This is a genomic window from Aciduliprofundum sp. MAR08-339, assembly GCF_000327505.1.
Classification (GTDB): Archaea; Thermoplasmatota; Thermoplasmata; order Thermoplasmatales; family Aciduliprofundaceae; genus Aciduliprofundum.
The window spans coordinates 1,423,937-1,437,090 of the sequence record NC_019942.1 but is presented as its reverse complement, the minus strand read 5'-3'; the positions used below and the strand labels follow the sequence as shown (position 1 = coordinate 1,437,090).

The window sequence follows — 13,154 nt, the reverse complement described above, 5'->3', positions numbered from 1 at the left end:
AATTTACCAAAAGGTTTATATCTTCTTTAAGACCCCTCCATTTCCTGTGGAATTTTCGTCAAACATTCTTTTGAGTTCTCTGTATTTGTGCTCTGGCATCTCAAACACCATTTTCATCTTTTCCACTCCATAAACGTTCGTTACTCTTCCAAACCTCATTATGAATTCATAGGCCCTACTTCCTTTCTCAACTTCGGCGTAGAATTTTGCGATTTTCATCTCCTCCTTTATTCTTCCTATGAGATCCTCAATGCCCATCCCGTTCTTGGCTGATATGAGAACGGGTTTGCTTAAATCATCAAGGATTTCAATCTTCTCTTTTATATCCCTGCATCCGTCTATCTTGTTTATCACAGGTATTATTTTTCCCCGAACCCTGCTCTGGATAATGTCTAAGCTCAGTATGAATTTCTTTCTGAATTCTTCAGGATCATCATGGCAGTCCAGTAGAAGAAGAACGATATCAGCATGGTAGATCTCCTCGAGAGTAGGCTCAAATGCCCTTATAAGCCAGGGTGGCATGTTATCCACGAATCCTACTGTATCTGTGATCAGTATTTTCTCCTTTCCCAATTTGGATGTCCTTGTGCTTAGTGTGGAGAACATACGGTCTTCTATGGGCACATCTCTTCCGCTCAGCGCCTTTAAAAGCGTGCTCTTTCCCGTGTTGGTGTACCCTGCTATGCCAACAAGTATGTATCCCTCCTCCCTCCTTCTCTTTCTGCGCTCCTCTCGTTGTATCTTTAATTTCTCAAGTTCTTTTCTTATTTTTGCCATCTTTCTCCTTATCATCTCGTAGTAATCGGCCACCTCGTACTCTCCTCCGGCCATGAATCCAGGGTGCTCGCCCAGGCGCATTCTGTGAATCGTCTCACGCACGTGCGAAATCTCGTATTTTAAGTTTGCATACTCAACCTGCATCATTGCCTCCCTGCTCTTGGCCCTGTCTGCAAATATGTCTATTATGAGTTTTATGCGATCGTCCACGGGTAGTTTTATTTCCCTTTCAAGATTGTACCACTGGGATGATTTCAAAATTCCATCCACAATAACCCTTTCAGCCTTGATTTCTTTAGCCCTTTCCTTCAATTCTTCAATCTTACCCTTTGAGATGTAGTACTTTGGGTTTATCTTTCCTCTCCAGAAAATATGATAGGAGATCCTGTAGCCCAGGGATTTAACCAGTTTATCAAACTCTTCGTTTCCATCTGAGACTACAATGACATCAGGCATTTTTCAAGTTCCCCCAGAAGATACAGGGAGCCCGTGGCTACGATTTTTCTCTCATTCTCAATCGCATAGCGAAGAGCATCGCATGAAGACTTGAATGGAATCACATCCTTGAAATATTTTTTTGCGTACCTCACTATGTCCTCAAGTTCTGTTTTTCTTCTTTCGTATCCTATTTCCGTCACGATGATCCTCTGGCTCATATGGGAGATTATGCTCAGAAATTCCTCTATGTTCTTATCGGATAGCATGGAGAACAGGAATGTGGGATTTTTTATTTTCAAATCCCCTATGGTGGATGCTAGGGCTCTTGCGGCTGATGGATTGTGTGCACCATCAAATATGAGCAAGGGCTCCCACATCTTTATTTGAAACCTATCCCTCCATTTCATTCTCCGAAGACCCTCTTCAATGTCCCCCTTTGAAATCGAGTAGTTTTCTCCAAGAATCTCGGCACTTCTTATGGCTACGAGCATATTTGTAATCTGATGTCTACCCGTTAGAGGAACCTTTATTTTGTAGTCTCTCAATGGTGAATGGGCTGTGAACTCCAGTCCATCAAGCCCTATTTTTATTCTCTCAGTTCTCATTTCCTCCCATATGTTGTGATATGCCGCACCTCTCCTCTCTGCTATTTTTCTTATCACATATTCCGCCTCTTTTTTATTTTCACCCACAACCACGGGTATCCCATCCTTTATTATTCCTGCCTTCTCCCTTGCTATCTCATGCAGGGTGTTTCCAAGGATATGTGTGTGGTCAAGATCGATGGTGACTATGCCCGCTATCTCCGGAACCACTATGTTTGTTGCATCCAGACGTCCGCCCAACCCCACCTCCAGAACACCAAAATCCACATTTTTATGGGAGAAGTACTCAAAGGCAAGCATCGTTGTAACCTCAAAAAATGTTGGATTTCTGTTATCCTTTGCCATCCTCTCAATGAGTGGCTTCAACTCTCTCACAAAATTCACGATGTAGTTTTCTTCAATCTCCTCATCGTCCACGATTATCCTTTCCGAGTACCTAACAAGATGGGGTGAGGTGTAAAGGCCCACGCTGTAATTTCTCCTCAGAATTGAGTATATGGCTGCCGCAACGGAGCCCTTGCCGTTTGTTCCTGCTATGTGCACGCTCTTGAACCTGTTCTGAGGATTATTACGCAGTTCTGCAAACTCCTTCATAACGCTCAGGTCCAGTTTCATACCGAATCTGCGAAGGTTGTATATGTACTCAATTTCTGGAATTTCCATTGCATCCTTCATTGCGGGATTGTATTAAAAATTTAGGAAGTTTATTATACCCCATTTTTATTTTCCCATATGCGCTATCGCGGTCTGCTGGTGCCCGGGCTGTTCTGGGCGGCCATTGCCTACAATATGGCGGTTGTTACATTCACCACGGGAAACATAATAAGTGAACTTGGACTTGGAAACAATCCAAGCGGAAAACTTCTGGTTGGCTCGTTAGTTTCCATCACATTGATTGGCTGGTTCTTTGGTTCGTTCATATTTGGCTATCTCTCCGATAAGTTCGGAAGGAGAAAGATAATAATTGCTGCCACTCCGGTTCACATTCTTGCAACCGCCCTTATGTTCTTCGCCTGTAACTACTGGGCTTACTTCTTCCTGCGTTTCATTGCAGGTATGGGATTTGGAATAGTTCTTCCAATTCTGAGCACGCTGGTGAGCGAAACCTCGGATCAGGATATCCGTGGAAGAATGGTGGTTCTCTTGGATTCGTTCTGGACCTACGGCTGGGTATTTGCCTCTCTTATGTCTCTCCTTTTGCTTCCAAGGCTGGGAGTGCACTGGAAGGTCTATTACCTCATAGCCCTGTTCTGGCTTCTCCTTCTTCTGCTGTGGAAAGCCCTGCCCGAATCGGTTGTAAAGATAAGAAAAAAAGTGCCTGTGACCGAGATTTTGAAACTGCCCCACACCTATGCCCTCTGGATCGTATGGTTTGCCATGGCCTTCAGTTACTATGGTATGTTTGTGTGGCTTCCCAAGATATTTGAGGAGGATTATCCCCTTTTGCACTCCTCGCTCTTTGTCTTCATATCCTACCTTTTCCAGATTCCCGGGTACCTGCTCTCCGCATACTTGATTGAGAAAATAGGTAGGCGCAAGGTTCTTTTCTCGTTCATGGTTGTAACTGCCCTCTCCGCATATCTGTTCATAACCCGTGCCACACTCTTGGGTGCTATCCTCATATCCTTCTTTGATCTTGGAGCATGGGGTGCACTCTACGCATTTACGCCGGAACTATATCCAAAGAAGGTTCGTGGCTCCGGTGCAGGCTTCGCCAATTCTGCAGGAAGAATAGGTGGCATAATCGGACCTCTTGTTCCCGGATTCTTTGCATCTTGGTTCTGGCCATTCATAGCGTTTACCCTTTCTATGCTCATTGCATCGTTCTTCGTCTTTGCCCTTCCTGAGAACAGAAAAGGATAAAAATCAGTACGGGCATCTCTGATTGGCCCGGCAGGGAGAGCTCCTGAGCCATGAGGGGGCTTGACGAGTCGGGCTGATATTCACGTTCCCTCTCTCCACTCCTCCAGATATCTTCTCTGCTCTTCCGTTAGGGAATCAATTTCAATTCCCATTGCTTTCAATTTCAACTCCGCCACGGTATTATCTATCTCTTCTGGCACCGAGTAAACCTTGGGCTTCAGATTCTCATGCTTCTTCGCTATGTACTCCGCAGTAAGGGCTTGAATTGAAAAGCTCATGTCCATTATCTCCACGGGATGTCCCTGTCCAGCTACAAGGTTTATGAGACGACCTTCGCCGAGGAGGTATATCTTCCTATCTCCAAGATCGTATTCTTCAACATATTTTCTTATTCTTCTCTTCCCGTGGGCAAGTTTTTCCAGTGCTTCCTTTGAAATCTCGTTGTCAAAATGCCCGGCATTTGCCAGGAGAATTCCATTCTTCGCCACCCGCAGATGCTCCTCTCTCACGACATCCTTCATTCCAGTGGTTGTCACCACCATGTCTGCCTGGCGTATTGCATCGCCCATTCTCATAACCCTAAATCCGTCCATTCTTGCCTCAATTGCCTTCACAGGATCTATTTCCGTTATGATCACATCCGCGCCCATTCCTCGCATTCTCATCGCAACTCCGCGCCCGCACCAGCCGTATCCTGCCACAACAACAGTTTTTCCAGATATGCTGAGATTCGTGGCACTCATTATACCGTCCAGGGTGCTCTGCCCCGTGCCGTACCGATTGTCAAATAGGTGTTTCATTTTCGCGTCGTTCACATCGAACATTGGAAATCTAAGCACACCTTTTTTCTCCATCACCTTAAGGCGCATCACTCCGGTGGTTGTTTCCTCATTGCCGCCCATTATTTTCATCTCTCTATATTCCGTGTGAAGTAATGTGGTAAGATCTCCGCCGTCGTCAATTATTATGTCCGGCTCCATCTCCAGCACATGATACAGGTTTTCGTAGTATTCATCCCTGCTCTCACCCTTTTTTGCGAAGACTTCAAGGCCTTCTTCTCTAAGCGCCTGAACCACATCATCATCAGTGCTTAGGGGATTGCAGGATGCAAGGCGAACCTTCGCGCCCCCATCCCTGAGTATCAATGCCAGAATTCCAGTCTTTGCCTCTACATGAAGTGCCATACCAATTTTCAGGCCTGAGAAGGGTCTTTCTTTTAAAAATCTACCATTGATCTGTGAGAGAACAGCCATGTGGGATTTTGCCCATTCAAGTTTGTTTTTTCCTTCCATACACCCGTAATGTTTTAACCTTTGAAATTTTTTGGGTTGCATCATTTAAATACAAGAACGCCATTATTTAATTGGATGCGGTTTGTGGGTCGCGAGAAAGAGCTTTATACGCTGCATAGGTATATGGAAGAGGTAAGGGAAGGTAGAGGTAAGGTGATTCTTGTTGAAGGGCCTGCAGGCATCGGGAAAACCGCGCTTATTGAGGAATTTTTGAAGGGTTTGAAAGATGTTCAGATTTTGAAAAGCAGAGGGGATCCATCTTCAAAGTACATCCCATACATGGCATTTTCACAGGCGCTGGAAGATTACGGCAGTTTGCAAGAGATAAGGAAAAAGGAGTGGAAAAGGAGAATTTCTGAAATTGTCGAAAGAATTGCAGGGGAAAACAGAATGGTTTTCGTGGACGAGATTGGCCATGGGGGAGGTTACAGGATATACAAGGAACTGAGTATGAGGATAAAGGGTGCGTATTTCACCATTCGCAAGCCGAAAAGGAAAGATGCCATATGGCTCACAGAAACACAGACGGAGAAAGAAAGTGTGAGCCCGTATGACATTGAATTTAAACTCACATCTCACATCTACGATTTTTTGAGTGGTGAGGAAAGAAAGGTTGTTTACATTGAGAACCTGAATTACCTGATTTACATGGTGGGCATCGATAGGGTTGTTGATTTTCTCCACACACTCCGATCCATCTCGCAGAATAGGCACATAGTTCTTGTATCGGGAAAAATGGAATACCTGACTGATGAGGAGAAAAAATTGATTGTGGAGATATTTGATGAGAAGGTTATTGTTGAGTGGGAAGATGTAATCACTCCTCCGGTTGTTGTGCTCACGGATTCTATTCCGAAGGAGCATGTCCTTCGTTTGGTTGACAGGAAAGTTGATGGTGAAAATACCTTGTACGTGTCTCCCCACGGAATCCATCCCACGCGTTTGGATTTTGAGATATTTGAAAAGATATCCGAAGCCATAAGGGGTGGTTTGGATGTGGCAATTGAATGCCTTGGGACCCTCGTGCATTATAACGACAGGAGGATGGTTTATGTCTGGCTCAAGGCGGTGAGCGATTATGCCAGCAAGTTTGGAAGAAGGGTTTACCTGATGTATTTTCCCCATATGGAGGGGGATATTGAATTCTTCCTGGATCTCATTGATCAGGGATTGGAGAGAATTTATGGAGCATCAAAGGTGAATGAACGGGCATCTTTGAAGTTCTACGATGTGATATTCAAATTTCTGCACAACTATTCAAAGAGAAAACCATTTTTGCTTGTATTTGAAGATGTTCAGTGGATTGATACCAGCTCTCTTGAACTTATAGACTATCTTGCGAGAAATATAGGAGAGAGCAAGATAATGCTCATACTCACGTACAGGAGTGAGGATATAGCGGGGGATCGGGAGACACTAAATATGATTTCCAAGCTTCAGGGGGAGCGAAACTCTGTGATTTTACGGTTAAAACCTCTTGGGAGGAACGATATTGAGAGGATGCTCACTCATCTGGGATTTGATGTTGATTTCAATGCCATATACGATGCCAGTGAGGGAAATCCACTTCTCGCAATAAATATGGCCCGCTACTTTTCAAGGGAGGATAAGAGCGTGCATTTGCCTGACACGATCAGAGAGAGCATTGAAATGCAGATCGATCTTCTGGATGATGCCCATTTAAACTTCATAAGATTTCTTGCTGTGGCGGGAAACGAGATACCCATTCAGCTTGTTGAAGAGTTTTATCCAGAGTACCAGTTTTTTATGGATAAAATGGATAAATTTTTCGTTAAGCTGGATAGAGATTTTCTTCGTTTCACATACTCCCCATATCGGGAGGTTGTTTATCGAAATATGTCCAAGGACACCCGCATTGAATTACATCGTAAGATCGGTGAGTGGGCCGAGAGGAGGAACTTCCTTTTTCTCGCTGCTTACCATTACTATATGGCCCGTGAGGAGCGGGCTGTGAAATTTCTCAAAATGGCAGCCGATGAGGCAGTTAATATGCTCGCTTTTCAGAGCGCCATCGATTATTTGAAAAAGGCCGTGGAAATTGCAGAGAGGTACCATAAAAAACACTTGCTGGGAGATCTCTACACAAGGCTTGGGGAGTGGTACATTGCGACTGGTGATTATGAAAATGCTGTTGAAGCTTTTCAGAACGCGTTGAAATTTGAGGAGGATAAAAGGGTTTATCTTGGGACCAAGATCGGTATGGTTTATCGGCTCATGGGCAACCTGGAAAAGGCCAGGGAGGTGCTTGAAAATTACTTCGAGATTGCGGAAGGGATGGACAGGGCGAGAATAATAGGTGAGCTCGGAATAATTAACTGGGAAATTGGAAATTTTGGAGAGTCTCTTGAAAATTTAAAGGAGTATTTGAACTACGCCAAGAGGTATAAAAGCAGGGTAGATGAGGTAAGGGCCAAGAGGAACATTGCGATCGTTTACTATATGGAGGGAAAGTACAGAGAGGCACTTAAATATGCTTCCGATGCTCTAAAAATTTCAGAGGATATCGGAGACATGGGTGAACTGGCTGAGATATACAACATACTTGGAGTTATAAACAATCATCTTACGAAATACGATGTGGCCATAGAGTATCTGATGAAGTATCTGGATATAAGCGAGAAAATGGGAAATATGGACCATTTATCCAGAGCCTATAATAACATGGGCGTTACCTATGAGAAGATGGGAAAGATAAGGGAGGCTGAAGAGTACTACAGAAAGGCAATGAAAATAATTGAGAAACTTGGAAATGACAGGCTTCTGGAAGGATTTTACAGCAATATTGGAGTGCTTTACAGCAGACATGGAAACTACGTGGATGGATTCGAGTATCTAAAGAGGAGCCTACAGCTTTCAGAGAAGTTAAATAATAAGTTTGGAATGTGCGAGCATCTTCTATCTCTTGGAGAACTATGCATAGAGATGGGAAGGTATCTTGAGGCCATTGAGTACTTTCTCAGGGCTCTTGATATAGCAAACGAAAAATTTTACCTTACCCAGCAGTTTGCATCACATACTTATCTTTCCAGGGTCTATGTGGCGCTTGGAGATGGAAAGAGAGCCATAAAACATATTGAACTTGCATACTCTCTGAAAAAGTACATTCAGGAGGATTACCTCCTTATGGATCACTTCATAGTCAACGCGGAGTATCAGATCCGCTTTGGAAGCAGGGATAGGGCTCTGAACTACCTATCCCGTGCCAGGGAGATTGCTGACCGGATCAGAGACAGGGTGAATTTTCTATATATTCGCATTCTTGAAGCGTATTTAAACTGTGATGGGGATATGGTATCATCTAAGAAGATTTTTGAGAGTACTATAGGGGAATACTCCGATCTTGATTACAAGTTTTATGTGGCAGAGTCATATTTTTATTATGCCCTCTGCTTGAAAAAGAATGGTGAGAAGCGTGCTAAGGATATCCTCTTCAAGGCCATTGAGATTTACCGGCAACTGGGACTCAAGGAAAAGATTTTGGATGTTGAGAAAAGGTTTAATGAGATATGATTCTGAAGCCCTTGGTATCCACAAGAAGCGGATAGTAATCGGTGGAGTGTTTCACACCCCTTATTTTTATTATTGAGATGTATCTTCCCAGGGTTCTGCCTATTCTTTCCATTGAGAGGTGAATTATACTATCCGCCAGAAAACCCTCAACGTCGTAGGTACCAAATTGCATTGAATTGTACGATGTTTCGGATATCACAAGGGTTGTTGCTCCCAACTCTCTCAATGCTTCAAAGAGGAAAAATAGCTGGTTTCTTGGATTTTCTAAATTTGTTATGGCGTACAGGGCATTTAGAGAATCAAGTATCACAAAATCCAGTTTTCTATTTTTTCCAAATTCCCTAACTGGGTTTATAATTGCTTCAAGCCAGTTCACGTCCTCCTGCTTCCCAGAATCTCTCACAATTTTCCTCACTAAACCCCAGTCAAATATGCTAAATTCACAATTTTCTGGCAATTTATCTATATCCATTCCAAGGCTGACCATCTGCTTTAACAGGCTCTCTCTGCTCTGCTCAAGGGAGATGTAAATCACGCTTCCATTCTTGGTGTTTTTAAGGTGGTTGTACGCTATGTAGAAACTAAAACTGGATTTCATACTTCCCGTTGGCCCGGATATGAGGATTACTGAGCCCTTGGGTATCCCACCATCTATTTTATCATCAAGACCCCCAACATATGTTTTCACAAACTCCATTTCACTCACCCATTTCAAATTTGAGAGATTTTGCCAATTCTTGGTATGTTTTATTTGCCAGCTCCTCCCCAGCAAATTTCTTTATGAACTTTCTTATCTCTTCGCTTATGGCTCGGGCGTACTCTTTTTCATCGAGTCCATTTTTGTCAATTTTCCTCCTGTTGGTTTCCACAATAATCTCACTTAAATTTCCAAATAAAGGGTACAGGGTCTTTTCGATTTTCAAATCTATAATATCCTTGGAATCCATTGATTGATATAAGTGAGCGAATGTATATAAAATTTATGTGCCCGTGCCAAACCTATAAATCTTTTTAATCTTTTAACCCCTTGGTGATTTTATGAGAATAAATGTGAATGGTAAGACTAAGGAGATGCGTGCAGTTTGGTTTGAGGATGGAATCGTGAAGCTTATAGATCAGAGAATGCTGCCGGCCAAATTTGAAATTTACGAGGCGAAGAGCACGGAGGATGTGGCGTATGCGATAAAAGAAATGGTGGTTCGCGGAGCTCCGGCCATAGGCATTACGGCGGCCTATGGAATGGCCCAAGCATGGCTCAACAAATGGGATATAGAGGAGGTCTTTGAGAAATTGCGCAATACAAGGCCCACGGCCCATGATTTATTCTTTGCGCTTAAAAGAATGAAGGAGGCCATTGAGTCTGGCGAGGATGCAGTTAAGAAGGCGAATGAATATGCGGAGGATATAATTGGCAGGTGCGAGAAGATTGGTGAACATGGAGAAAAACTGATTCAAAATGGGTATCGCATTCTGACGCACTGCAACGCTGGAGCTCTGGCTGTGGGGGACTGGGGCACGGCTACTGCTCCAATTCGCAAGGCGCATCGCAAGGGTAAGAGAATTTTCGTGTGGGTTGATGAGACCCGTCCAAGATTGCAAGGAGCCAGGTTAACTGCATGGGAGATGGTTCAGGAAGGAATAGAGCATGCCGTCATAGCGGATAATGCGGCGGGGTATTTCATGAGAAAGGGGGAGGTTGATATGGTAATTGTCGGTGCGGACAGAATCACCGCGAATGGAGATGTTGCCAATAAAATAGGCACATACGAAAAAGCGGTTGTGGCCCATGAGAATGGCATACCATTCTATGTGGCCGCACCCATAAGCACATTTGACTTCTCTTTGAACACGGGGGATGAGATACCCATTGAAGAGCGTCGCGAAGATGAGGTTCTGTTTTGTAGAGAATGTCGCATTGCACCACAGGAAAGCAGGGCGAGGAATCCTGCCTTTGATGTTACTCCTGCGAGATACATCACAGGAATAATCACGGAGAAGGGTATATTCAAGCCGGATGAAATATGGAAATTGGAGAGGCAGGCTAAATCATAGCCTCTCCGGCTTTTTTCACTGCAAACTGTGTGCCCAATGGCGAGGCTATTTGGAATATTGCAGTGGTCACTGCAATGAGCGTTATGATTATGGCTCCAAGATGTGAACTTGAAATTTCCTGAGCTGCATGGGCCGCAAGACCCACTGCCACCCCTGCCTGATTTAAAAGGGCAATTCCGAGATATTTTTGGAGTTTTTTCTCTGCCCTGGCTATCCATGAGCCAAATCCGCAACCTATAACCTTTCCAACTGTTCTCCCAAGGCAGTAAACAAGAGCCACTGCCCAGAGTGCCTCAAGAAGTGCAAAGTTGATCTCCATGCCTATTGCCCCGAAGAAGAGGATGTACACTGGAGTCATTATGGAGTCTATGGATTTGTAACTGCTAACACCCAGCTCCTGGTTCATATTTATTACGGTCATACCGACAGCCATTGCTGTTAGGATGTTTGATACGCCAATCACGTATGCTATTCCCCAACCAAGCAGTGCCACCGCAACACCCAGAACAAGTTGATGGTCTGGGGTGAAGGATCTTTTTTTGCCGGCATAACTGAAAATCAATCCTAAGGTACCCCCTAGTAGAAATGCTCCAAATATTTCCCAGAGAGCATGTACAATGGCAGCTCCTATTGTAACGTGATACCCGAGAAGTCCCTTTGTCCAGATTATGCCCACGACGTACATTATAATGCCTGCAGCATCATCCAAGCCTACAACAGCGGTGGCCACATCGGTTAGCACTCCATGGGAGGATAAGGAGCGAAACACTGCTATGGTGCCTGCGGGAGCAGTTGCAGGTGCCAAGGAGCCCAGAAGCACTGCAAGAGCGAGATCTCTCGTGAATGCGTAAACGAATAGCATAACGGTGAAGGAGGTCACTATGACCTCCACCACCAGGATGATCATGACCTTTTTGCCCATCATCTTCAGGAATCTCCTTGAGAAACTCAAACCCACAATGTACCCCACAAGGGATAGGGTTGCCCCCGTGACAATGTTGAAGAATGCGTTAGATGCCTTAAATCCTATAATTGAAAGAAGAAGTCCTGCAAAAAGGTAGGCAAGCACATCTGTTAGGCGAATTTTTCTGAAGAAGAATCCGAACAGAAGGCCCAGAATCATCAGAAGACTGACTACGAGGTATATGGAACCTTGTCCACCTGTGATGTTGTTGAGCAGCATGGTAGTGGAGGATATTATTTTTTATCTAAATAAGATTTGTGCCTCATGCCTCTCTCACGGCATCCTCCAGAATTTTTTTGTATCTTTCCACAATAGTGTTAAGTTCTTCCTCACTCTTTGCTTCTGCGTATATCCTGTAGATGGGTTCTGTGCCCGATGGACGTATGAGCACCCACCAACTCTCCCCCATTATCTTCACTCCGTCTATCGTGTTTATTCTCTCTCCTTTCAATTTTTCTTTGAGAATATCAAGGGCCCTCTCTTTTTTCTCGTTGGCGCATCTCACGCTTATTTTTTTCTGATAATATTGTGGCAGGGAATCAATCAACTGACTCAGTTTCTTTCCGCTCTTCGCCAGAATTTCAAGCACCTTTGCCAGAGCCATGGCACCGTCCCTCGCAACCAAATGCTCTGGAAATATGAGCCCACCGTTCTCCTCGCCACCAAAAATGGCCTTTACCTCAATCATTTTTCTTGCCACAATCGGTGCACCCACCTTGGTGTACAGCACCCTGCTCCCGTGTTTTTTCACGACCTCCTCAAGAGATAGGGACGAACTCACAGGCGTAACAACAATTCCGCTTTTATTCCTTACTACGTATTCTGCAACAAGGGTGAGTGTTTTGTCCCCGTATAGATACCTGCCCCTATCATCAACGAAAATCGCCCGGTCAGCATCTCCGTCGTGGGCTATACCCAGATCTGCGCCTGTGGCCTTTACCATGGACACGAGGTTCCTGAGATTCTCAGGTTTTGGCTCGCTTTCGTGACCTGGAAATCTGCCATCTGGCTGGCAGTTTAGGGTTATTACCTTACATCCCAATGTTTCCAGGAGATATGGGGATGTGAAACAGGATGCTCCGTTGGCACAATCGAGCACCACCTTGAAATTTTTATTTTTTATGCTCTCCACGTCAATCCTTTGAAGTATGGAGCGTATGTACTCTTCCCTTGCATTTCCTCCCTTTGTATAATCTCCCACATCCTCCCAATTCACAATCCTGAATTTTTCCGAGAAGAATATTTTCTCAATCCTCTCCTCCTCCTCGCGTGGCAGTTCTGTGCCATCTCCCGCAATGCATTTTACCCCGTTGAACTCTGGGGGGTTGTGGCTTGCAGTTATGGCGATTCCAAAATCTCCATGCTCTCTCGTGTAGAGTTGTATGGCAGGAGTGGGTGCAATTTCAATGTCCACAACGTTAACTCCGGAGGCAAGGAGCCCCGAGATTACGGCGAATTTAACCATATCTCCAGATATCCTCGTATCTGTGCCGAGTATCACATTCGCACTCCTTGGAAGGTACGAGCCTATTGCCAGCCCTATCTTTGTCAAAAATTCTGGGGTGAAATCCTCACCCACCCTTCCGCGAATTCCATTGGTGCCAAATAGACGCATAGTGAAGCATAGAGCCC

10 protein-coding genes are annotated in these 13,154 nt (G+C 44.5%); 3 read left to right on the top strand and 7 right to left on the bottom strand.

All coding sequences use genetic code 11. The features are described 5' to 3' along the window. Positions 1-15: 15 nt before the first annotated feature. Positions 16-1,233 (bottom strand): GTPase HflX, encoded by a 1,218-nt coding sequence (gene hflX / locus ACIM339_RS07710; RefSeq protein WP_015284052.1) that lies wholly within the window; start codon positions 1,231-1,233, stop codon positions 16-18. Next, the gene (locus ACIM339_RS07705) at positions 1,215-2,483 is read right to left on the bottom strand and encodes a folylpolyglutamate synthase/dihydrofolate synthase family protein (RefSeq protein WP_015284051.1); all 1,269 of its coding nucleotides are present in this window, start codon (positions 2,481-2,483) and stop codon (positions 1,215-1,217) included. The genes hflX and ACIM339_RS07705 overlap by 19 nt, the downstream gene beginning before the upstream one ends. A gap of 69 nt (positions 2,484-2,552) precedes the next feature. Here ACIM339_RS07705 and ACIM339_RS07700 point away from each other — a divergent pair, with 69 nt between their 5' ends. Next, positions 2,553-3,683, top strand: a complete 1,131-nt coding sequence (locus tag ACIM339_RS07700; protein ID WP_015284050.1) for an MFS transporter — start codon at positions 2,553-2,555, stop codon at positions 3,681-3,683. Positions 3,684-3,763: 80 nt separating this feature from the next. Here the strand turns inward: ACIM339_RS07700 and ACIM339_RS07695 are convergent, their stop codons facing one another. Continuing rightward, on the bottom strand, positions 3,764-4,975 hold the full coding sequence (locus ACIM339_RS07695) for an adenosylhomocysteinase (protein WP_015284049.1): 1,212 nt from the start codon (positions 4,973-4,975) through the stop codon (positions 3,764-3,766). A 75-nt stretch (positions 4,976-5,050) separates the two neighbouring features. On the opposite strand from ACIM339_RS07695, the gene ACIM339_RS07690 reads away from it, so the two are divergent. Beyond that, complete coding sequence (locus ACIM339_RS07690; RefSeq protein ID WP_015284048.1) at positions 5,051-8,506, top strand: tetratricopeptide repeat protein; 3,456 nt, start codon at positions 5,051-5,053, stop codon at positions 8,504-8,506. On the opposite strand, the gene ACIM339_RS07685 is transcribed toward ACIM339_RS07690, so the two are convergent. Together ACIM339_RS07685 and ACIM339_RS07680 are read right to left on the bottom strand one after the other, a co-directional pair. Further along, positions 8,493-9,203 (bottom strand): ATPase domain-containing protein, encoded by a 711-nt coding sequence (locus ACIM339_RS07685; RefSeq protein WP_048103912.1) that lies wholly within the window; start codon positions 9,201-9,203, stop codon positions 8,493-8,495. The two genes, ACIM339_RS07690 and ACIM339_RS07685, sit on opposite strands and share 14 nt — an antisense overlap. A gap of 1 nt (position 9,204) precedes the next feature. Beyond that, complete coding sequence (locus ACIM339_RS07680) at positions 9,205-9,453, bottom strand: hypothetical protein (protein ID WP_015284046.1); 249 nt, start codon at positions 9,451-9,453, stop codon at positions 9,205-9,207. Between the two features lie 91 nt (positions 9,454-9,544). Here ACIM339_RS07680 and mtnA point away from each other — a divergent pair, with 91 nt between their 5' ends. After that, the gene (gene mtnA, locus ACIM339_RS07675) at positions 9,545-10,558 is read left to right on the top strand and encodes an S-methyl-5-thioribose-1-phosphate isomerase (protein WP_015284045.1); all 1,014 of its coding nucleotides are present in this window, start codon (positions 9,545-9,547) and stop codon (positions 10,556-10,558) included. Here the strand turns inward: mtnA and ACIM339_RS07670 are convergent. Together ACIM339_RS07670 and glmM are read right to left on the bottom strand one after the other, a co-directional pair. After that, positions 10,548-11,741, bottom strand: coding sequence for a cation:proton antiporter (locus ACIM339_RS07670; RefSeq protein WP_015284044.1), 1,194 nt, complete (start codon positions 11,739-11,741; stop codon positions 10,548-10,550). The two genes, mtnA and ACIM339_RS07670, sit on opposite strands and share 11 nt — an antisense overlap. Positions 11,742-11,784: 43 nt before the next feature. Next, positions 11,785-13,137, bottom strand: a complete 1,353-nt coding sequence (gene glmM / locus ACIM339_RS07665; RefSeq protein WP_015284043.1) for a phosphoglucosamine mutase — start codon at positions 13,135-13,137, stop codon at positions 11,785-11,787. Positions 13,138-13,154: the final 17 nt, after the last annotated feature.

What these genes read in the sequence shown, in the direction of transcription:
- ACIM339_RS07680 (WP_015284046.1), bottom strand. Translation starts at nt 9,453, where the DNA reads ATGGATTCCAAGGATATTATAGATTTGAAAATCGAAAAGACCCTGTAC.
- mtnA (WP_015284045.1), top strand. Translation starts at nt 9,545, where the DNA reads ATGAGAATAAATGTGAATGGTAAGACTAAGGAGATGCGTGCAGTTTGG.
- ACIM339_RS07685 (WP_048103912.1), bottom strand. Translation starts at nt 9,203, where the DNA reads ATGGAGTTTGTGAAAACATATGTTGGGGGTCTTGATGATAAAATAGAT.
- ACIM339_RS07705 (WP_015284051.1), bottom strand. Translation starts at nt 2,483, where the DNA reads ATGGAAATTCCAGAAATTGAGTACATATACAACCTTCGCAGATTCGGT.
- hflX (WP_015284052.1), bottom strand. Translation starts at nt 1,233, where the DNA reads ATGCCTGATGTCATTGTAGTCTCAGATGGAAACGAAGAGTTTGATAAA.
- ACIM339_RS07670 (WP_015284044.1), bottom strand. Translation starts at nt 11,741, where the DNA reads ATGCTGCTCAACAACATCACAGGTGGACAAGGTTCCATATACCTCGTA.
- ACIM339_RS07700 (WP_015284050.1), top strand. Translation starts at nt 2,553, where the DNA reads ATGCGCTATCGCGGTCTGCTGGTGCCCGGGCTGTTCTGGGCGGCCATT.
- ACIM339_RS07695 (WP_015284049.1), bottom strand. Translation starts at nt 4,975, where the DNA reads ATGGAAGGAAAAAACAAACTTGAATGGGCAAAATCCCACATGGCTGTT.
- glmM (WP_015284043.1), bottom strand. Translation starts at nt 13,137, where the DNA reads ATGCGTCTATTTGGCACCAATGGAATTCGCGGAAGGGTGGGTGAGGAT.
- ACIM339_RS07690 (WP_015284048.1), top strand. Translation starts at nt 5,051, where the DNA reads ATGCGGTTTGTGGGTCGCGAGAAAGAGCTTTATACGCTGCATAGGTAT.